This is a genomic window from Dietzia sp. B32, assembly GCF_024732245.1.
In the GTDB taxonomy this organism is placed as follows: Bacteria; Actinomycetota; Actinomycetes; order Mycobacteriales; family Mycobacteriaceae; genus Dietzia.
Genome location: NZ_CP093845.1, coordinates 1,170,531 through 1,190,606 on the forward strand (window position 1 = coordinate 1,170,531; position 20,076 = coordinate 1,190,606).

The window sequence follows — 20,076 nt, forward strand, 5'->3', positions numbered from 1 at the left end:
GTGGCCCTGACTCTCGCCGCCGCGATCCCCGTGGCCGTGCCGGCGTCGTCGGTGTGGGCGCGCCGCGCCGCCGACGCCGACCGCGAGCGCCTGACCGCCGTCGCCACCGAGGTCGCCGTCCTGCTGTCGTCACTGTCCACCGACGATGCCGAGGCCTCCCTGGACCGACTCACCGCCCTGAGTACCGGTCGGTTCCGGGACGAGGTGACCGGGCGGCGTGCGGAGGTACTCCGCCTGGTCGACGACGACGAGGTGCGCTCCAGCGCGCGGGTGGTCGCTTCCGGGGTCGAGCAGGACGTGGCCGTCCGCGGCATCCTCGACGGTGGGCTCTTCGACAGCGGGGACGACCCCGCACGGGCTCGCCTGCTGGTGGCGGTCCGGTCCGAGGTGAGCAACACGCGAACCGAGGCCGCGCAAGCGGGATCCGAGGCGCGTGGCGATGCCGGTGCCGACGACGTCGATGGCGCCGGTGAAGGGCCCGGTGGGCGGCTGTGGCGCTGGCGGATCGAGGCCGTGATCGAGGACGGTCGCGCCGTCGTGGCCTCGACCGAGGTGGCGCTGTGAGCGCGGGGTCAGCCCCGGGGCAGGGTCCAGTCGAACTCGCGTCCGTTGCCGTGCGCGCCGGCGGAGGCCCGCGACCGCGAGTCCTCCCCGAGTTCGGCGAGCATGCGATCGGATGCCGCGACCAGCTCGTGGAACCGGCCGGGGTCGAGCCAGTCGGGCCGCAGCGCGAACAGGACGTCCTCGGTGGCCGTGTTCCCGGACGCGCCGGGGGCGAACGGGCAGCCCCCGAGCCCGCCGAGCGCCGCGTCCACCATGCGCGCTCCGGCGCCCACGGCGGCGAGGGTGTTGGCCACGCCCATCCCCCAGGTGTCATGGCCGTGGAAGACGATCCGGCGCTCACCGGCCGGCTCGACCGCGGCGGCGACGAGGTCGCCCACCTGCCGCGGGTGCGCCTGGCCGAGGGTGTCTGCCAGCACCACGTCGACGGTGCCCTCACCGCGCGGGTCGGCGACCAGCTCGAGGACGCGCGCCGGATCGACCGGCCCGGTGATCGGGCAGGTGAACGTGGTCGCCAGGCAGAGCTGGACCGTGCCGCCCACCGCCGCGGCGGCCTCGACGGCGTCCGGAAGCGCGTCCATGCTGGTGGCGGTGTCGCGGCCGATGTTGGCCGTGTTGTGCTCGTCGGTCACCGACAGGCAGTACTGGAAACGGCGGACCCCGGCGTCCGCGGCCCGGCGGACGTGGCCCGGGGTCGCGACCCACACCCAGCAGCGGGCCCGTTCGGACTCGTCGAGGGCGCCGACGACGTCGAGGGTGTCCGCCAGTGCCGGGACGAGGTCGGGCCGGGCCATGGACCCCACCTCGAGCTCCGGGACCCCGAGCCCGAGCAGTGTCCGCACGAGCTCGACCTTGGAGGTGGTGGACAGCCTGCCGTCGGTGAGCTGGAGCCCGTCGCGCAGGGCGACGTCGCGGACAGCGACAGAACTCGTCGGGTGCGTGGTCATGGGGTCATCCTCCCGTATCCGCGTGCGGCCGGGGGCCCGGCCCGGCGGGTCGCGGCATGACGGGTGGCGGCGCGGTGGGAATCGGCCCGCGGGTCAGGACCGTCCTGGTCGTGCTGCTGGTGGTGCTGGCCGCCGCCGCGGTCGGCATGACCGTGCTCGACAGACGGGCTGAGGAACGGCAGCGTCTGGCCGCCGGTGCGGTGGCCGCGGCGGAGGCCGCCTCGCTGGCGGTACTGGACTACCGGCCCGAGACCGTGGCCGGGGACCTCGCTGCCGCGGAGCAACTCCTCGCGCCGCCGTTCCTCGACCGTTTCCGCGAGCAGAGCCGGCAGGTCACCGTGCCGCGCAGTACCGCCGGCCAGGTGGCCTCCTCGGCCCGTTCGGCGGGCTCGGCTCTCGCGGGGCTGGACGACGACGAGGCCTTCGTCGTCGTCTATCTGGACCGCCACACGGTCGGCGCCGACGGCATCCCACATGTACTCCAGACCGTGGTCGAGGTGGGGTTGGTCCGGGACGGGGACCGGTGGCTGGTCTCGGGGTTCACACCGCGCTGACCGCGCCGCCGGCGAGCTCCCCCGCGGCGGGAGCATCCGGGGCTTGCGCACCCGGGGCTTGCGCAACCGGGCGGGGGCATCGGGGTGGGCTCACCGGGGCGGGGACAGCAGATCGCCGACGTCCACCGGGCCGGCCGGACGGTCGAACGCCGAGACCCCCGCGCCGGCGGTGGGATACACGCCCGTGCTCCGGTCGTACGAGCGCGGTGTGGCGACCACAGAGACCCCGGCGGCCCCGGCCTTCTCCCGGCACAGCGTGACCGTGGCGGCACGGACCCCGGGGTACTCCATACACGGCATGTTCCGGGCGCCGCGCACCGCGACGGGCGAGTCCTCCGGCACCTTGCAGTACAGATCGCGGGGCGTCTCGGGTACGTCGAGCTCGGTGGGCGAGCGCCGCTGGTCGGCCGGCAGGAAGCCCGTGGTGCACGGTGGCGGGTCGTTGTAGCTGTTGATGAAGAAGGTGTTCTGGGCGGGCATCGCGTCGCCGGAGTTGGGCAGCGCGGCCGACTGGGTGGAGTCCATGATGGCCGGGAACAGCACGAGGATCTGCTCGATCGACGGCGTGTACACGGCCGCCACCTGCTCGACGGTCACCAGGTTGGACAGCAGCAGCGGCCACGTCGGCGACAGTTCCTGGAAGGCCCTGATCGTCTCGCCCGCCGCGGCCGGCGCACCGGCGATCACCCCGCGCAGCGCCGGGTCCGCGGCGGCCACGTCCGCGGCCACGTCGTCCACCGCCGCCGCCCACCGGAGCACGTCCGGCGACGAGGCGGCCTGCGCCTCGAGTAGCGGTGCCGACTGCCGGAGCAGGGCCGCCCACTGCTCGCGGTCGCGCCCGGCGCCCTCGGCCAGGAGGGTGAGCGCGTCGACGGACGAGGACAGCTCGTGGCCCGCGCCGCCGACGCCGCGCGAGGCCTCGTCGACGAGCGAGGTCAGCCGCTCCGGGCCGACCGAGTCCAGGGTGGCCTCGAGAAGGTCCACGGTCTCCGCCACCGACACCGGTGGACGGACCCGGTCGGCGCTGATCACGTCACCGTCGGCGAGGTGGGGGCCGCCGGTCGTCTCGGGGACAAGGTCGACGATGAGCTCCCCCACCGCCGACATCGCGCCGACGTGGGCCGTCGCATCGGCGGGGATCTGCGCGTCGTTCTCCAGGAGCAGGACGGCCCGGGCACCCCCCGGGGTCATCTCCAGGTCACGCACCCGCCCCACCTCGACGCCGCGGTAGAGGACGTTGGCCCGCGGGTACAAGCCCGACGCGTCGCGCATCTCCAGCGTCACCTCCATGCGGCCCCAGCCGAGATGCTGCGGGATGCGCGAGAAGGAGAACACGACCAGCACGAACGCCACGGTTCCGATGAGCACGAACGCCGCGAGCTTGAGCACCACCGCGCGGTCGACGGCGCTCATCCCCCGCCAGTCGCGCCTCATCGGCCGGCCCCGGTCGAGGGGACGGGCCCGGGCTCGGTAGGGGATGCCGCCGGCCGCGGTGGCGGTGGCGGTGGCGGTGGCGGTGGCGCGAGCATGTCTCCCAGCCCGTCGCGGGCCGGCTCCACGGGCGGGGCGGGGACGCCCAGGATGGTGTCGAGCGAGGCTAGCGATCCCTCGAACGGTGTGCCGATGAGCAGCGCGTTGTCCAGGATCGGCAGCCTCAGGTCGAGGATGACCGTGCCGTTGGCGTAGTCGCCGCGGACCGCGTTGCGGTAGGTGTCCAGCGGGAACGGGAAGGTCGCCAGGTAGCGCAGCGACTCGGTGAGCGAGTCGCCGGAGTCCGCCAGACCCTGCAGGACGGGGTCGAGGGACTCCAGACCGGCGCGGAGGTCACCGCCGGAGGCCTCGACGACACGGCCCGCGGTCGCGGTGACCGTGTCCACCGCGCGGGTGGCCTCGACGAGCCGCTGCCGACGCTGGGCGAGTACCTCGAGGGCGGGCCCGAGATCGGCGACCCCGCCCTCCACCTCCTCACTGCGGACCGCGAGCTCGGCCGAGAGCCGCTCCGTCGACTCCAACGCCGCCACGATGTCCTCCTTCTGCGCCTCCAGCCCGGTGAGCAGCTCGCTGACGCGGCCCACCACTGCCCGGACCTCGTCGGTGCGGCCGGTCATCGCGACGTCCAGTTCGCCGAAGACCTCCGCCGCCTGGGCCAGGCCACTGCCGCCCAGCGCCGCCGCGAGCGTGGCCAGCGTCTGCTCGGTGGTGGGATACCCGCCGCTGCGTTCCAGGGGGACGAGGTCGCCGTCGCGGAGCGTGCCCTCGGCGGGTTCGCCCGTTGGCGCCGACAGCTCGAGGTGGGACGCGCCGAGGAGACTGGACTGCCCCACCCTGGCCGTGGCGTTGCGTGGCAGGCTGACCTCCCCGTCGAGATCGACCGTCACCTCTGCGAAGCCCGGGCCCAGTTCGATGTCGGCGATGCGGCCCACCGTCACGTCGCCGACCCGGACGCGGGCGTTGCGATCCAGCGTGGTCACGTCGGCGAGCTGCACCGTCACCGAATAGGCGTCCGGTCCGCCACCGGCCGTCCCGGGCAGCGGGAGACTGTTGAGCCCCGTCCAGTCGCAGCCGCTCATCGTCGTCGTCGACACCACCACAAGCGCCACGGTCACGGCGCGCCGCCCGGTCACCAGACGCCCTCGGTGAGCAGGTCCGTCACGCCGGCGGGACCGACCGGGGCCGCGGGCGCGGGCCGCAGGTGGTCATGGGTGTAGTCGAGCTGGTGCGGCAGCGCGCCGACACCGCGACTGGGGTTGATCGCCACCGGCGGGTAGTCCACCGCCAACGCGGTGAGCGTGGGGCCGAGCAGACGCACGCACTCCTCGGACGCGGTGTGCACGTCGGTCTCCTCCGCGGCGGCGAGGGCGGAGCAGATGAACTGCATCGGGTTCGCGAAGTTGGTGAGCGCGAGAGACGAGATCACCGCGTTCTGCGACGGCTGGTAGATCCCCTGCAGGTTCGACAGCGCCGTGGGGGCCACGTGCAGGATCTGGGCGATGTCGTCGCGCTGCTCCGCGAGGACCCGCAACAGGTCGGTGGTCGTGCGGGCGGTCCGGGCGCCCACCTGCCGGTTGTCGCGCACGAAGTCGCGGACCTCGTCGACAGCGAGGTCGAGCTCGGTGAGCGCCGGGCCGATCTCACCGCGACCGCGGCCCACCGAGACGGTCACGGCCGCCATCACCTCGTTGAAGGTGGTGATCTGCTCGCCGGAGTCCTCCATCGCGGCGGTGAAGGCCTCGAGGTTGCGGACGGTGGCGAAGAGGTCGTCGCGGCCGTCGGAGACGGTCTGCAGCGCCGACCTGAGTTGGCGGACCGTGTCGCGGACGTCGTCGCCGCGGTCGTCGAGCACCTCGTCCGCGGCGGCCACCGCACGACCGGCCGGGCCCGTCTCGTCCCCCGGGCCCGGACCGAGCGTCCCGGACAGACGGTGCAACTGAGTGATGAGCTCGTTCCACTCCACGGGCACGGCGGTGTGCTCGAGCCCGATGGTGGACCCTGTCTCGGTGACCGGCCCGCCGGTGTAGGGCGGGCTGAGCTGGAGGAACCGGGCCGCAACGAGGGTGGGGGCCATGACGACCGCGTCCACCCCGGCGGGCAGGGGCTGATCGCGGCTGACGAGGAAGTCCACCACCACGCGGTCGCCACGCGGTTCGATGGCCGTCACCCGTCCGACGGGCACTCCCATCACCCGGACGTCGTCGCCGACGTAGAGACCGCGCGCCGAGACGAACTCGGCGGTGTAGGTCTCCTGCGGGCGCCACGGCACCCGCAGGTCCACCAGGCCCGCGGCGAGCAGCAGCACGAGCAGTCCCGCCACCCACGGGGCGACGGTCGGGACGACGCGGCGGATCACCGCGGTCCCCCGGCCGGGACGGGCGGGGCGCCGATGCCCGCGCGGGTGAGGGCGTCGTTGAGGGCCGGCTCGATGACCTCGACCGGGAGCAGGTTCTGGATGTAGGAGTTGAAGAACGGCCCGGAGGCCACGGCCTCGCCCAGCTCGGTGGCGTACGGACCGAGCCGCCGGATCGCCTCCGCGAGCCCGTCCCGGTGCTCGAGGACCAGCTCCTGCAGGCCCGTGACCCGCTCGAGGGTCGGGGCGAGGGTGCGATCGTGGTCGCTGATCAGCCCCCGGATCTGGACGGTGAACGCCCGCAGGTCGCCGGCCAGGGTCTCCAGCGAGTCCTGCTCCTCGCGCAGCGCGGCCAACAGCACGCGGGCGTCGCGCAGCAACGTGTCGATCTCCCCGCCACGCCGGGCGAGCAGCCCGGAGAGGGTCTCGGCGTCCGCGAACAACTCGCGCAGGGCGGCGTCGCGCTCCGCGATCGAGGTGGACAACCGGCCGACCCCGTCGATCGCGGCGTCGACGTGCTCGGGCGCGCGGTCGAGGCTGTCGGTGACTGTGTCCAGGGCGAGCGCGAGCTGCTCCATGTGGATCTCCTCACCGGTCCGTCCGAGCCGGCCGAGGGTCTCGGCGAGGTTGTACGGCGCGGTGGTGCGGTCCAGGTCGAGCACCGCGCCGGCGTCCAGCACGCCGGGGCCCGCCGGCAGGACGCGCAGCTCCCGGGCGCCGAGCGCCGTGGCGGTGGCGATCTCCGCGCGGGTGTCCGAACCGAGGCCGAGCCCGCGGTCCACCGTGAAGTCGATGCGCACCGCGTCACCGTCGATCGCGATCCCCGTGACCCGCCCGGCGTCCTTACCGGCGATCCGCACCGGGTCGCCCACCCCGAGGCCGCCGGTGTCGACGAACCGTGCCGTGTACCCCACAGTCCGGTCGACGCCGGGCAGCGCCCGCAGAGTGAGTGCGGCGAGCACCACCACGGCGATGAGCACCGAGCCGATCAGGCCCACGAGGAGGGGGTTTCCGTCGCGCACTCGTCTGTGGATCCTCATGCCGGCGCGCACCGCCCGCCGTGCTGGGTGAACAGCGGGCTGGTGGTGGACCCACCCCGCAGATCCGAGACGCGGATCTGCAACCCGCACAGGTAGTAGTTGAAGAACCCGCCGTACGCGCCGAGCCGGGTCAACGACCGGTAGGTCTCCGGCAGCTCGGTGAGCAACTGGGTGAGGGTGTCGCGCCGCGAGTCCACCTGACGGGCCACCGCATCGACGCCGTCCATGTCCGCCCGCAGCGGCGGCCGGATGCCCTCGGCGAGCACGGACAAATCGGCGGCGGTGTCGTCGAGGTTCCGGGTGGCGGAGGCGACCGTGTCCGAGTCCGCGGCGAGCGCGGAGGTCAGTTCCCTCGCGTGGACCAGGGACTGCTCCATCGCCGGCTGCTGCCGCTCGAGGGTGTCGAGCACCTGTCCCAGGTGGGTGATGACCGAACCGATGACCCGGTCGCGGTCGGCCAGGTGGCCGGTGACCTCGCCGATCGCGCGCACGATGGCGCCGACGTCGTCCTGCTGCCCCTGCAGGACGGCGATCAGCTCGCCGCTGAGCCGGTTGACCTGGCCGGGTTCGAGCACCCGGAACAGCGGCTGGAAGCTGCCCACCAGCGCGTCGAGGTCCAGCGCCGGGGTGGTGCGGTCGAGCCCGATGGTGGCGCCCTCGGGGAGCGTCGAAGCATGGACGGGCGCGCCGTCCGAGCCGGCGGTCGCATCAGGCGGGTCCGTGCCGTCGGTCAGCTCGAGATAGCGGTCACCGACCAGGTTGAGGTACCGCACCGTGGCCCCGGTCGTGACGCGGGGCCGGTAGTCGTCGTGCAGGCTGAACCGCACGGTGACCAGGGGTGCACCCGCGGTCGTCTCCGCGCCCGCCCCGGCCCCGGGCGCGGTCTCCGGCGTGGTAAACTCCACCGAGTCCACACGGCCCACCTCCACGCCGTGCACGCGGACCGTCTCGCCTCGCTCGAGGCCGGAGACATCGGAGAACTCGGCGGCGTACGACGCCGACTCCCCGAACCGCACCTGCGCGAACACCACCCACAGCCCGGCCAGGACGAGCAGCATGACCAGGGTGTAGATCGCGGCCGGGATCGTCGATCCGGTGCGCCGGCGGTGGGGCCGCGGTGCCCGGTGCGTCCCCGACCCGGCCTGTTCCCGGCTCATCCCATCCCCTCCGTGAGCAGCACCCACAGCGGGGCCGCATCGAGTTCGGGCGAGGTGTTGCCGCGTTCGAAGGGGTTCATCCCGACGTCGGCCACGAGATAGTCCGCGTTGCCGTCCTCGGGCGTGCGCACGGGCAGCTCCCCGCACCGTGGACCCCCGCCGGCGCGCACCACGGGCAGGTCGTCCGGATAGCGGTACGGGTCGACGCCCAGCAGCAGGGTCGAGTTGAGCACCATCGAGTACCCGTTGGCCCCCGACGCCGGCTCCGCCAGCTGCCGTGCCCGGTCCGCGCCCCGGAAGAAGCACGGGATGGCCGGCGCGTAGTACTCCAGCAGTTCGGCGGTGGGCCGCAGGTAGCCGACCGCGTCGGCGATCTCCTGCACATGGGGCTCAAGGAGGGCGTTGCCCTCGATGGCGACGCCGGCGATCGCCGGCAGCAGCACGTCGAGCGTGTCCGCCTGGTCGGTGAGGGTCCGCGCCGGCACCCGCAGGCCGCCCAGCGCGGAGACCAGCTCCGGGGCGGCCGCCGCGAGCCCGTCCGCCGCCGCGGCCCCCGCCCGCAGGTCACGCTGCAGCGAGCCCAGCTCCGGGGTGAGTGCCCCCGTGAACTCCGACAGCGCCACGGTCGCCTGCCCGATCTCCTCGCCCCGCCCCCGCACCCCCTGCGCGAGTGCACCCGTGACCGCGGCCGCCTTCTCCGGCTGCACGGCCACCATGACCTCCGTCAGCGACTGGAACACCGTCTGGGTCTCGGTGGTCACCGACTCCGCCCGGAGCGCGTCACCCGGGGCCAGCACGGCGGTGGCGGCGCGGACCTCGTCGTCGTCATCCGAGAGCACCACCCGCTTGCCGCCGAACAGGGTGCTGGAGGTGATGTCCGCCGTCGTGTCGGCGGGCAGCGCCGACGAGTACTCGCGGTCGAGTTCGAGCTCGATGCGCGCGCCGTCGCCGTCGGGGTGCACCGACGCCACCGTCCCGATCCGGACCCCGTGCCGCATGACCATCGCGCCCGGCTCCAGCACCAGCCCCGACCGGTCGGCGTGGAGGGTGAGGTCCATGGTGCGCGCCCACCCACCCCGGAAGGACACGGCGACGACGCCGAGGACCGCCATCACCAGAACGAGTGCCGCCAGCACGGTCAGCCGACCTGTCGCACGGGCACCCACGTCAGCCCGCCAGCCTCACGGTGGGCGCGTCGCCGTACAGGGCGAGCGAGATGAGCAGGGTCACCAACACGACCGCGGTCAGGGACATGCGGACCGCCCGGCCGGTGGCCACGCCCACCCCCGAGGGACCGCCGGTGGCCGTGAAGCCGTAGTAGGTGTGGATGACCATCACCGTCAGGGCCATGGCGATCGCCTGCGCGAACGACCACACCACGTCCACCGGGTTGAGGAAGGTCTGGAAGTAGTGGTCGTAGACGCCCGGTGACTGGCCCAGCACCGCCACGGTCGCCACCCGGCTGGCCAGGAACGACGCGAGGACCGAGAGCGAGTACAGCGGGATCACCGTGAGCAGACCGGCCACGATGCGGGTGCCCACGAGGTAGCGGACCGGGTCGACCGCCATCACCTCGAGGGCGTCGATCTCCTCGCTGATGCGCATCGCGCCCAGCTGCGCCGTGGTGCCGGCGCCGATGGTCGCGGCCAGCCCGACCCCGGCTGTGACCGGGGCGACCACCCGGATGTTGACGTACGCGGCGAGGAAGCCGGTGAGGGCCTCCACCCCGATGTCGCCGAGCGAGTTGTAGCCCTGGACCGCCACCGTGGCGCCGGCGAACAGGGTGATGAACCCGAGGATCGCCAGGCTGCCGCCGAACATCGCCAACACGCCCGTGCCCAGGCCGACCTCCGACGTCACCCGCAGAGTCTCGCGACCCTGGCGCACCGGTGCGGAGAGGGCGGCGCGCAGGGCGCGGGCGACGAAGAGCAGGGCGTCGCCGAGCTCGTCGACGCGCTCGAGCGGGCCGCGCCCGCCCCCGGCGCGGTGCGGCGTCACGCGAGGCTCGCCCGTGCCGCCGGCGGTCATCGGCCGCCCACCTGGATGCCGATCGCCGTGAGGACGAGGTTGGCCAGGAACAGGGCGACGAAGGAGAACACGACCGTCTCGTTGACCGCGTCGCCGACGCTCTTCGGACCGCCGGTGACGGCCAACCCGCGGTAGCAGGCGACGAGACCGGCGATGAGCCCGAACAGCGCGGCCTTGACCTCGGACAGGATGAGTTCGGCCGGGCCGACGAGCAACGTGATCCCGGCCGCGAACGCCCCGGGGTCGACGTGATTGAGGTATACGGAGAACACGAACCCGCCGGCCAGTCCGATCGCACAGACGGCAGCGTTGAGGGTGGCCGCCACGAGGGCCGAGGCCAACGCCCGCGGCAGGACCAGGTGGGTGGCCGGGTCCAGGCCGAGCACCTCGAGGGCGGCGATCTCGTCGCGGATCGTGCGCGAGCCCAGGTCGGCGGCCACCGCGGTCGCTCCCGTACCCGCGACCACGAGCACGGTGACGAGGGGGCCGATCTGGGTGACGGCACCCAGGCCCGCCCCGGCGCCGGCCATGTCGCTGGCGCCGATCTCACCGAGCAGCGAGTTGAGGGTGAACACCACCAGCACGGTGAACGGCAGCGCCATGAGCACGGTGGGAACCAGCGAGACGCGGGCGATGACCCAGTACTGGTCCACGAACTCCCGCCACCGCCACGGGCCGGTGACCAGCCCCGCAAGGGCGTCGATGGACAGGGCGTAGAAGTCGCCGACGGACCGGACCGCGGTCGTCACCCGACTCACCATCGCCGCCCTCCCCCTGTGTGCGTGGCCGAACCATACCCCAGGGTACTGACGAGGTGGTGACCCAAGACACAGTCTGCGCCGACCGGACGCGCCGCGCGGGCGATCGTGGCAGGCGCGGTCCAGTCGCACGGTCGCCGGCCCCGCAGCCGCCACCCCTCGCAGCCGCGCACTCGCCGACCCTCGCAGCCGCCAACCCCTCGCAGCCGCGCGCTCCAGAATCAGCCGGACGGCATATATCCCAGCAGGCTGATGCCCGGGCGCGCGGCTGTGGAGAAGCCGGGGCCGCGGCCGCCGTCCCCGGCTTTCCACAGCCCTGTCCGCCTCCACAGACCCGCCTGTCCGAGGCCTGCTCCGAGACGTGGGTCCGGAACCGGCGCGGCATCGTCGGTGCCATGAACACTCTTCCGTTCGCCGTAGGTGAACCCTTCCCCTCCTCCGAGGCCCTGCGTCTCGGGCACTCGTCCAGACTTCTCGCGAAGGGAGTCGAGGCCGGATACCTGATCAAGCTCAGACATGGCTGGTACTGCCGGACACCGGCAGCCGAGGAGTCCCGGGCCGTCGCGATCCGGCGGAGCATCTCGGTGGCACTCGCGGACGCTGCCGAGGACACCGTCGCCAGTCACACGTCGGCGGCCCTGCTGCATGGGCTCCCGCTGGTCGGGACCGCCGAATCCCCCACCATCCATCTCACCGGGTCGAGGCCGAATGGCGGGCGCACCGCTCGGGGACTGTTGCACCACACCTCTCCGGCCCCTCCGACTGCCGTCGACGTCGAGGGGCTGCGAGCCACCACGGTTCCGCGGACTGTCGCGGACCTGTCGAGGACCTGCGGGTTCGTTCCGGGAGTGTGCGCCGCGGACGCCGCCCTGCGGACCGGACTCATGACGCCGCGCGATTTCGCCGACGAGGTCGAGCGGCACCGTGGCCGGACCGGGGTCGGGACCGCACGCGCAGTCGCCGACTTCGCGGACGGGTTGAGCGAGAGCCCGGGCGAATCTCTCTCGAGATGCCTGATGTCGCGGTGGGCGGAGGTACCGAGGCCCCGACTGCAACACGAGTTCCGTGACCCGCAGGGAGGCTTCATCGCCAGGACCGACTTCGACTGGGACGGGCGACTGGTCGGGGAATTCGACGGTCGCTCCAAGTACACCGGCCAGGGAATGGAGGGCGAGGACCCCGGGCTGGTGGCGTGGCGCGAGAAGCGGCGGGAGGATTCGATCCGCGCGCTGGGGATCGTGGTGGTGCGCTGGGTCTGGGCTGACCTGCGCTCGCCGGCGAGGTTGCGCCGGATTCTCCGCGACGGTCTCGATCGCGCGGGCTTACGCTGACTCCCCTGCCTCGCACCGCCACCCTCCGCAGCCGCGCACTCCAGAGTCATTCTGCCGCGACATGTACCGTCCGGATGACTCTGAGGCGCGCGGCTGCGGGGAAGGGAGGGGAAGGGAGGGGAAGGGAGACGGGGCGGAGCGGGCCGGGAAATGCGGGAAGGCCCCGCGTCCGGGCAACCGGTCGCGGGGCCTTCCGCCGTACTGGTGGCGTCTCTCAGGCGAGCTGGTCAGCTCGCAGCGGAGTCGGCGCCTGCCTCGAGGAGCTTGGAGATCGCCGAGGAGTCGACCGGGATGCCGGGGCCGGTCGTGGTGGAGATGGTGATCTTCTGCAGGTAGCGGCCCTTGGAGGAGGACGGCTTGAGTCGCATGATCTCGTCGATCGCGGCCTGGTAGTTCTCCGTGAGCTGCTCGGTCGAGAACGACGCCTTGCCCACGATGAAGTGCAGGTTGTTGGCCTTGTCGGTGCGGAAGGTGATCTTGCCGCCCTTGATGTCGCCCACGGCCTTGGTGACGTCCATCGTGACGGTGCCCGTCTTGGGGTTGGGCATGAGACCACGCGGGCCGAGCACACGGGCCACACGGCCGACCTTGGCCATCTGGTCCGGGGTCGCGATCGCGGCGTCGAAGTCGAGCCAACCGCCCTGGATACGCTCGATGAGCTCCTCGGAGCCCACGGCGTCGGCGCCGGCGGCCTCGGCCTCGGTGGCCTTCTCGCCCGCGGCGAAGACGATGACGCGGGCGGTCTTACCGGTACCGTGCGGAAGGTTCACGGTGCCACGGACCATCTGGTCCGCCTTGCGGGAGTCGACGCCAAGTCGCATGGCGACCTCGACGGTGGAGTCCATCTTCGTCGAGCCGGTCTCCTTGGCCAGGGCCAGGGCGTCCAGAGGCGAGTACAGCTTGGTGCGGTCGACCTTCTCAGCTGCGGCCTTGAAGGCCTTGCTGTTCTTGCTCATGTCAGTTCCATTCCTGCCGCGTCGAACACGCGGCGGTCGGGTGTGGTGCGGGCCTGAGCTGCCCTCCCACAGTTACTTGGGGTGGCGGAGGTCAGGCCTCGACCGTGATGCCCATGGAACGGGCGGTGCCGGCGATGATCTTCGCGGCCTGGTCGACGTCGTTGGCGTTGAGGTCCTCCAACTTGGTCTGCGCGATCTCGCGGACCTGGTCCATGGAGACCTTGCCGACCTTGGCGGAGTGCGGGGTGCCGGAGCCCTTCTGCAGGCCGGCGGCCTTGAGCAGGAGCTTGGCGGCCGGCGGCGTCTTCAGCTTGAAGTCGAACGACCGGTCCTCGTAGACCGTGATCTCGACCGGCACGACGTTTCCGCGCTGGTTCTCGGTGGCGGCGTTGTAGGCCTTGCAGAACTCCATGATGTTGACACCATGGGCACCCAGAGCCGGACCGACCGGCGGGGCCGGGTTGGCTGCGCCGGCCTGGATCTGGAGCTTGATGAGCCCTGAGACCTTCTTCTTCTTCGGAGGCATCGTCTTCCTGATTCTTCGACTGGATCTCGGCTCCGCGCTGTACACGCGGGCGGCCGACTGTCGTGTGCGCCCCGTCCCCCACTCGACCCCGGAGGGCATGCGGGAACACAGGCGCAACCTTGGAGAGTCTACGCGCGCGGCGGGTCGGAACCCTAATCGCCTCCGCGGACCGTGCACACAGACGCCCGACCCGCCCCACGCCGGGCGCGGGACGGGTCGGGCGTGTGAGTGCTGCGGGTCAGTCGATCTTCTCGACCTGCGTGAAGCCGAGCTCCACCGGGGTCTCGCGGCCGAAGATCGACACCAGGACCTTGAGCTTCTGCGCGGCGGGATCCACCTCGGAGATCGAGGCGGGCAGGGTCGCGAACGGGCCGTCCATGACGGTGACCGACTCGCCGACCGCGAACTCCACCTCGACGTTCTGCGGGGCGAAGCCCTGATCGTCGGCGGTGCCCGCGGCGACGGACTTCTTCTCGGGCTTGGGGGCCAGGAACTTGGCCACGTCGCTCAGTGAGAGCGGCGTCGGGCTGCCGGAGGCGCCGCCGGTCGCGCTGACGAACCCGGTGACGCCAGGGGTGTTGCGCACGACGCCCCACGACTCGTCGTCGAGCTCCATCCGCACCAGCACGTAGCCGGGCAGGACCTTCCGGTTGGCAACCTTCTTCTGGCCGTTCTTGACCTCGGTGAACTCCTCGACGGGGACCTCGACCTGGAAGATCTTGTCCTCGGCGCCCAGCGTCACGGCGCGGGTCTCGAGGTTGGCCTTCACCTTGTTCTCGTACCCGGCGTAGGAGTGGATGACGAACCAGTCGCCGGGGAGCTTGCGCAGCTGACGCTTGAACGCGATGATCGGGTCGATCGCGGGCGCGGCCTCCTCGGCCGGGGCCTCGGCGGACTCATCGGTGGCCTCGAGCGCCGACTCGGCGAGCTCGTCCTCCGGAGCGGTCTCGTCGCCCTCGGGGACGGTCTCACCCTCGACGTCCTCGTCGAGCGCCGTCTCGACGGCGTCCGCGTCAACGGCGTCGGTGTCGGCGCCAGCAGCGTCGGCGTCGGTGTCGACGCCAACAGCGTCGGTGTCAGCTGTGTCGGCGGGATCCGCAGCCGTGTCACCGAGCGCCGCGTCCGCCTCGGTCGCGGCCTGCTCGGCGCCCTCGGCCTCGGGGCTCTGATCGATGTCGCTCACGGAAATGCGGTCCTCTCGGGTTTCGGCGGTCCGGATCTCGCCCCGGACCCCAGCGGCAGGTCTCTAGCGGTCGAAGACGAGCTCGACGAGCTTGCCCGCGCCGAAGTCGACGCCCGAGACCAGCGCGGTCATGAAGATGAGGAACAGGAACACCACGATGGTGTAGGTGACCATCTGGTTCCGCGTCGGCCAGATGACCTTACGGAGCTCGTCCACGACCTGCTTGATGTACTGGAACGGATTCGCGCGGTCAGTCCGCGTGTCCTCCGGCTTGTCCGCGTCCGTGCGGACCCGGCCCGCCACGGCGGTGTCGCCGCGGCCGGCCTTACCGGTGGGGACGGCAGCGGCGGCGTCGGAATCGCGGACGCCGCTGATGTCGACGTCGTCGTCGCGATCCTGGCTCACGCGGCTACCTCCGGGTCGTCTGGCTTGCGGTAAGTGCAGGGGCGACAGGACTTGAACCTGCAACCTGCGGTTTTGGAGACCGCTGCTCTGCCAATTGAGCTACGCCCCTTCGGCCGGTCACCCGGCCACCCGTGCCCTCCCGCGCCTGCGGGCCGCACGAACGCCTCGACTCTACAGTGTCGGCGACTGCCCGGGGCAGCGCGGTCCGCGACCGCGTTCGGTCGGGCGTCCCAGTATACGACAGCGTTGCCGGTGGCCCGAAATCGTGCGTCGTCACCCGGCGAGGGAGACCGTGACGATCGCCTTGCCGAACACCTTCGACCCGCCACAGGTCACGGCGAGCGCGACGTCCGCGGTCGATCCGTCCTCGGCCACCTTCCTCACCGACCCCGCCACCTCGAGCCGGGCGGGTTCGTCGGCGGGGACGACCACGGGCCCGGCGAACCGGAACGAGGTCGCCACCACGCGGTCGGCTCCCCCGGCCCACTCGGCCACGACCCCGATCGCCAGGGCGGAGGTGAGCATCCCGTGCGCCACCACCCCGGGCAGGCCGAGTGCCCGCGCCGCGTCGTCGTCCAGGTGGATGGGGTTGTGGTCCCCCGACGCCTCGGCGTAGCGACGCAGGTCGTCCCGCGAGATCGGCAGGGTCCGCGACGGCAGGACGTCCCCGGTGGCCGCGGTCCTCGTCGTCGTCGTCGTGTCCTGCCCGTCCTTGCCCTGCCCGTCCTCGTCCCGGCCGGTCATTCCTCCACCTCCGCGGTGAGCAGCGCACTGGTCAGGGTCTGGACCGGCTCGCCGTCGGCGTCGCGCAGCACCGTGTCGAACCCGATCATCCGCCCGCCGCGCGCCGATCGCACCCCGGTGACCGTGGCGGTGGCGGTGAGGACGTCGCCGACGCGGATCGGTCGGTGGTGCTCGCTGGACTGCGCGGTGTGCAGGGTGCGCGCGAGGTCGATGCGCAGGGCGGGGTGCTCCATCACCGCGCGTTGGACCGGCGCGGTCAGGGCGGCCGCGAGGGTGACGGGGACCTGGTCGGTCGGCGCGCCCACCGCCCCGGCGAAGCGCGTCACCACCGCGTCGGTGACCGTGACCGGATCCCCGACGACGACGAGGTCATCAGCGTTGTCTGTGCTCACAGGCGCCGACGCTACCCGAGGGCGAGTCCGCCGAACCGCTGATACGAGTCGTCCCCGCCTCCTACGGTGGGGGCAGTCGAGCAGGGAGTGCGATGTGAGCCACGACGAGCCGGCCCCGCAGGCCGGGCAGGAGAAGGCTGGGCGGTCGCCGGGCGGACCCGGCGGAGACGCCCCCACACCGGTGGAGGGGCACGGCGGCTCGCACGCCACGGCCGTCGCCGCCGCGCACGGGGTGCGGACGATGTTCACGCTCTCCGGGGCGCACGTGTTCCCCATGTACGACGCCGCGGAGAAGGAGGACCACGGCGTCGCACTGCTGGACGTGCGGCACGAGCAGACGGCCGCGTTCGCCGCCGAGGCCACCGGCAAGCTCACCCGCTCCCCCGGCCTGGCCGTCCTCACCGCCGGCCCGGGCGTGACCAACGGCGTGTCCGCGCTGGCGCAGGCGTCGTTCTCGGGCGCGCCGATGGTGGTGCTCGGCGGACGCGCACCGGCCGGCCGCTGGGGCACCGGCAGCCTGCAGGAGTTCGACCACGTCCCGGTGGTACGGCCGGTGACCGTGTCCGCCGAGACCGCCCGGGACACCTCCGACATCGCCGCCGCCACCCACCGCGCGTTCACCGCCGCCCGCACCGCGCACCGCGGGCCAGCGTTCCTCGACGTGCACATGGACCACTTCTTCGACCGGTGCTCCTCGGTCCGCCCGGGCCCCGGTCTCGCCGACGACGGCTCCCCCGCCGCCGCGCCGGACCGCTCCCCCGACACCGACGCCGTCGACCGGATCGCCGACCTGCTGGTCGGCGCCGAGCGGCCCGTCCTGGTGCTGGGCTCCGACGTGTGGGCCGGCCGGGGCGAGGACGCGGCGCTGCGGTGCGTCGAGTCGCTGGGCCTGCCCGTCATCCCCAACGGCATGGGCCGCGGGATCGTCCCCGCGGGGCACCGGCTGCTGGTGGCCAAGGCGCGCGGGATGGCGTTCGGCGCGGCGGACGTGGTGGTCGTGGTGGGTACGCCCCTGGACTTCCGGCTCGGCTACGGGGTATTCGGCGGCAAGGAGGGCGCGACCCCGGCGACCGTGGCGCACATCGCGGACTCCCCCGGTCAACTGGGCCACCACGCCTCCCCGGCCGTGGCCACCGCGGGCGACCTCGGGCTCGTGCTGGACGCGGTGGTCGAGGCCGTGCAGCGCCGGTCGGGGGCGGCCCGCCCGGACTGGTCGACCTGGGCGGCCACGCTGCGGGAGAAGGCCGACGCCACCCATGCCGCCGACCTGCAGCTCCTCGGAGCCTCGGCCGACCCCGTCCATCCCGCCCGGATCTACGGCGAGCTCCTTCCACGGCTGGCCCAGGACGCCGTGGTGATCGGCGACGGCGGCGACTTCGTGTCCTACGCCGGCAAGTTCATCGAACCCGCCCGGCCGGGCAACTGGCTGGACCCGGGCCCTTTCGGGTGCCTGGGTGCGGGGCTGGGCGCGGCGATCGCGGCCCGCATCGCCCGGCCGTCCAGCCAGGTGGTGCTGCTGCTGGGCGACGGCGCCGCGGGGTTCTCCCTCATCGACGTGGACACCCTCGTGCGGCACAAGCTGCCCGTGGTGATGGTGATGGGCAACAACGGGGCGTGGGGCCTGGAGAAGGGGCCCATGCAGATGCTCTACGGCTACGACGTGATCGCCGACCTCGCGCCGCGGACCCGCTACGACGAGGTGGTCAAGGCCCTCGGCGGCGCGGGCGAGATGGTCACCGACCCCGCGCAGATCGGCCCGGCGCTGGACCGGGCTTTCGCCAGCGGCGTGCCGTACCTGGTCAATGTGGTCACCGACGTGGAGGCCATGTATCCCCGCTCGACATTCGGAGTCTGAACTGACGTGATCAACCCTGATTTCCCGTTGTGGCTACGTGCCTCCCACCTGATCAACTTCATCCTGATCGGCATGTTGCTCCGCTCTGGCTGGGAGATCCTTTCCTCGATGCCGCGGTTGTGGTGGCGCAACGACTGCAAGCCCGGGACCGAGTGGTTGCGCTTCACCCGCCGGAAACTGCCACGGGAGGAGGGCGTCTACACGTCCCTGATGGACGAGAAATCCCTGTCGCCGATGATCGGCCTGCCGGGTCGGGAGAACATCGGGCTGGGCCGGCACTGGCACGGGATCTCGGTGATGCTGTGGGTGCTCAACGGCCTGGTGTACGTGGTGCTGCTGTTCGCGACCGGACTGTGGCGCCGCATCATCCCCACCTCGTGGAGCGTGTTCGGCGAGGCGTGGGAGTCGATCCGGATGTACCTCGGGTTCCGGGCTCCGGCGATCGAACACTTCGACCCGTATGACGCCGCACAGATGCTGGCCTACACCGCCGTCATCTTCGTCCTCGCTCCGCTGCTCATCCTCACCGGCGTGGCGATGGCGCCGGCGGTGCGGTCGCGGTTCCCCTGGTACGTCAAGCTCTGGGGTGGCCACCAGGGTGCCCGGTCGCTGCACTTCATCCTCATGGTGCTCATCTCGGCGTTCATCGTCATGCATGTCGGGCTGGTGTTCCTGGTGCACGCCGAGCACAACGTGGTGCACATGGTGTTCGGCACCACCGACACGGCACGATCCGCCCAGGCCTTCACCATCACGATCGCCACCGTCGTGGCCGTGGTCCTGTTCTGGATCGCCCTGAGTTACTGGTCGCTGGCCGACCGCGCCCGGGCGCAGCGGTTCACCGCCGGGGTGTCCGAGATCGGCCGCCGCCTCTTCCTCAACCGGATGCGACCGCGGATGGGGCGGCAGAACACCTACACCGACGACGACATCTCCGAGTTCCACTGGACCAACGGCCTGCCGCCCACCGAGGACGAGTCGCCGGAGTGGGTGGCGGCGGCCCGGGATGACGACTGGTCGGGTTACACCGTGACCATCGGCGACGACCTCTCGGGCACGGCGAAGACCCTTACCCTCGACGATCTCGCGGAGCTTCCGCGCACCTCCTACGTGGCCGTGCACACCTGCATGCAGGGCTGGTCCGCCACGTCCCGGTGGACCGGAGTGCGGCTGCGCGACCTGCTCGGCCCCAGGCCCGAAGGTGCGAACTACGTGCTGATCGACTCCTACGGATTGGCCCAGAAGATGTACGACAACCGGCCGCGGGAGCCGTTCTACGCGGTCCTGGACCTCGAAACGGTCTACGAGGACGACACGATCCTGGCCTATGAGCGCAACGGGAACCCCGTCGAGACCCACCTCGGCGCCCCGGCACGCCTGCGGGTGGAGTCCAACCACGGGTACAAGCACGTCAAGTGGGTGCGCTCGATCCGGTGGATAGCTGACTACGCCGAGTACGGTGACGGCCGTGGCGGGACCCGCGAGGATTCCGCGCTGCAGGCGTTCAACGGAAGGATCTGACGTGCCCGAGATCGTGTCGTGCCGCTTCGAGGTCAGCGGGGTCCGGACCGACAGAGACGTCAAGAAGGCGCTGCAGGCGCTCTACGACATCTTCGCCGAGCACGGACTGGGCCAGGCGACCTTCGAGCTCACCGGAGCCGAACACGCGCAGCTGCACGTCAAACACCCGGACACGGTCCGCCCCGACCCGGCGATCATCGACCGCGCCCTCGCTCGGGCCGGAGATTTCCGCGTCGTCTCCTCCCGGCTCCACTCGCCGGACTGAACCGACCGC

21 protein-coding genes and 1 tRNA gene are annotated in these 20,076 nt (G+C 72.2%); 6 read left to right on the forward strand and 16 right to left on the reverse strand.

Going from position 1 to position 20,076, the window contains the following annotated elements:
- On the forward strand, window positions 1–564 hold the full coding sequence (locus L8M95_RS05555; RefSeq protein ID WP_260488511.1) for a hypothetical protein: 564 nt from the start codon (window positions 1–3) through the stop codon (window positions 562–564).
- Between the two features lie 8 nt (window positions 565–572).
- Here the strand turns inward: L8M95_RS05555 and L8M95_RS05560 are convergent, their stop codons facing one another.
- Window positions 573–1,508 carry a hydroxymethylglutaryl-CoA lyase gene (locus L8M95_RS05560; RefSeq protein ID WP_260488512.1) on the reverse strand — a complete coding sequence of 312 codons (936 nt, stop codon included), beginning with the start codon at window positions 1,506–1,508 and terminating at the stop codon, window positions 573–575.
- 56 nt (window positions 1,509–1,564) lie between these two features.
- Here L8M95_RS05560 and L8M95_RS05565 point away from each other — a divergent pair, with 56 nt between their 5' ends.
- The gene (locus tag L8M95_RS05565) at window positions 1,565–2,062 is read left to right on the forward strand and encodes a hypothetical protein (protein WP_260488513.1); all 498 of its coding nucleotides are present in this window, start codon (window positions 1,565–1,567) and stop codon (window positions 2,060–2,062) included.
- A gap of 90 nt (window positions 2,063–2,152) precedes the next feature.
- Here L8M95_RS05565 and L8M95_RS05570 read toward each other — a convergent pair whose 3' ends face one another.
- The 8 genes from L8M95_RS05570 to L8M95_RS05605 are packed head-to-tail and all read right to left on the reverse strand — an operon-like array spanning window position 2,153 to window position 10,892.
- On the reverse strand, window positions 2,153–3,475 hold the full coding sequence (locus L8M95_RS05570) for an MCE family protein (protein ID WP_260488514.1): 1,323 nt from the start codon (window positions 3,473–3,475) through the stop codon (window positions 2,153–2,155).
- A 17-nt stretch (window positions 3,476–3,492) separates the two neighbouring features.
- On the reverse strand, window positions 3,493–4,686 hold the full coding sequence (locus tag L8M95_RS05575) for an MCE family protein (RefSeq protein ID WP_260488515.1): 1,194 nt from the start codon (window positions 4,684–4,686) through the stop codon (window positions 3,493–3,495).
- Window positions 4,683–5,909, reverse strand: a complete 1,227-nt coding sequence (locus L8M95_RS05580; RefSeq protein WP_260488516.1) for an MCE family protein — start codon at window positions 5,907–5,909, stop codon at window positions 4,683–4,685. Before L8M95_RS05580 ends, L8M95_RS05575 begins: the two co-directional genes overlap by 4 nt.
- On the reverse strand, window positions 5,906–6,928 hold the full coding sequence (locus L8M95_RS05585) for an MCE family protein (RefSeq protein WP_260488517.1): 1,023 nt from the start codon (window positions 6,926–6,928) through the stop codon (window positions 5,906–5,908). Before L8M95_RS05585 ends, L8M95_RS05580 begins: the two co-directional genes overlap by 4 nt.
- 14 nt (window positions 6,929–6,942) lie before the next feature.
- Window positions 6,943–8,103, reverse strand: coding sequence for an MCE family protein (locus L8M95_RS05590; RefSeq protein ID WP_260488518.1), 1,161 nt, complete (start codon window positions 8,101–8,103; stop codon window positions 6,943–6,945).
- On the reverse strand, window positions 8,100–9,239 hold the full coding sequence (locus L8M95_RS05595) for an MCE family protein (protein WP_260488519.1): 1,140 nt from the start codon (window positions 9,237–9,239) through the stop codon (window positions 8,100–8,102). Before L8M95_RS05595 ends, L8M95_RS05590 begins: the two co-directional genes overlap by 4 nt.
- A gap of 31 nt (window positions 9,240–9,270) precedes the next feature.
- Complete coding sequence (locus tag L8M95_RS05600) at window positions 9,271–10,131, reverse strand: ABC transporter permease (RefSeq protein ID WP_260488520.1); 861 nt, start codon at window positions 10,129–10,131, stop codon at window positions 9,271–9,273.
- Window positions 10,128–10,892 carry an ABC transporter permease gene (locus L8M95_RS05605; protein ID WP_260488521.1) on the reverse strand — a complete coding sequence of 255 codons (765 nt, stop codon included), beginning with the start codon at window positions 10,890–10,892 and terminating at the stop codon, window positions 10,128–10,130. The genes L8M95_RS05600 and L8M95_RS05605 overlap by 4 nt, the downstream gene beginning before the upstream one ends.
- 392 nt (window positions 10,893–11,284) lie before the next feature.
- Between L8M95_RS05605 and L8M95_RS05610 the strand changes: the two genes are divergently transcribed.
- Window positions 11,285–12,220, forward strand: a complete 936-nt coding sequence (locus L8M95_RS05610; protein ID WP_260488522.1) for a hypothetical protein — start codon at window positions 11,285–11,287, stop codon at window positions 12,218–12,220.
- A gap of 227 nt (window positions 12,221–12,447) precedes the next feature.
- Here L8M95_RS05610 and rplA read toward each other — a convergent pair whose 3' ends face one another.
- The 7 genes from rplA to hadA form a co-directional block, all read right to left on the reverse strand.
- Window positions 12,448–13,176, reverse strand: a complete 729-nt coding sequence (gene rplA / locus L8M95_RS05615) for a 50S ribosomal protein L1 (protein ID WP_260488523.1) — start codon at window positions 13,174–13,176, stop codon at window positions 12,448–12,450.
- Window positions 13,177–13,267: 91 nt separating this feature from the next.
- Window positions 13,268–13,702, reverse strand: a complete 435-nt coding sequence (gene rplK / locus L8M95_RS05620) for a 50S ribosomal protein L11 (protein WP_260488524.1) — start codon at window positions 13,700–13,702, stop codon at window positions 13,268–13,270.
- 238 nt (window positions 13,703–13,940) lie between these two features.
- Complete coding sequence (gene nusG, locus L8M95_RS05625) at window positions 13,941–14,885, reverse strand: transcription termination/antitermination protein NusG (RefSeq protein ID WP_260488525.1); 945 nt, start codon at window positions 14,883–14,885, stop codon at window positions 13,941–13,943.
- A gap of 63 nt (window positions 14,886–14,948) precedes the next feature.
- Complete coding sequence (secE, locus tag L8M95_RS05630; RefSeq protein WP_260488526.1) at window positions 14,949–15,290, reverse strand: preprotein translocase subunit SecE; 342 nt, start codon at window positions 15,288–15,290, stop codon at window positions 14,949–14,951.
- Window positions 15,291–15,326: 36 nt separating this feature from the next.
- Window positions 15,327–15,399 (reverse strand) — tRNA-Trp (locus L8M95_RS05635).
- Between the two features lie 164 nt (window positions 15,400–15,563).
- Complete coding sequence (locus L8M95_RS05640) at window positions 15,564–16,034, reverse strand: MaoC/PaaZ C-terminal domain-containing protein (protein WP_260488527.1); 471 nt, start codon at window positions 16,032–16,034, stop codon at window positions 15,564–15,566.
- On the reverse strand, window positions 16,031–16,426 hold the full coding sequence (gene hadA / locus L8M95_RS05645; protein WP_260488528.1) for a (3R)-hydroxyacyl-ACP dehydratase subunit HadA: 396 nt from the start codon (window positions 16,424–16,426) through the stop codon (window positions 16,031–16,033). Before hadA ends, L8M95_RS05640 begins: the two co-directional genes overlap by 4 nt.
- A 181-nt stretch (window positions 16,427–16,607) precedes the next feature.
- On the opposite strand from hadA, the gene L8M95_RS05650 reads away from it, so the two are divergent.
- The 3 genes from L8M95_RS05650 to L8M95_RS05660 are packed head-to-tail and all read left to right on the forward strand — an operon-like array spanning window position 16,608 to window position 20,067.
- The gene (locus L8M95_RS05650; RefSeq protein WP_396119755.1) at window positions 16,608–18,281 is read left to right on the forward strand and encodes an acetolactate synthase; all 1,674 of its coding nucleotides are present in this window, start codon (window positions 16,608–16,610) and stop codon (window positions 18,279–18,281) included.
- A gap of 6 nt (window positions 18,282–18,287) precedes the next feature.
- Window positions 18,288–19,802 (forward strand): molybdopterin-dependent oxidoreductase, encoded by a 1,515-nt coding sequence (locus L8M95_RS05655; RefSeq protein ID WP_260488530.1) that lies wholly within the window; start codon window positions 18,288–18,290, stop codon window positions 19,800–19,802.
- Window position 19,803: 1 nt separating this feature from the next.
- A complete protein-coding gene (locus tag L8M95_RS05660; protein ID WP_260488531.1) occupies window positions 19,804–20,067 on the forward strand; it encodes a hypothetical protein in 264 nt (87 codons plus the stop codon).
- The last annotated feature ends 9 nt before the right edge of the window (window positions 20,068–20,076 follow it).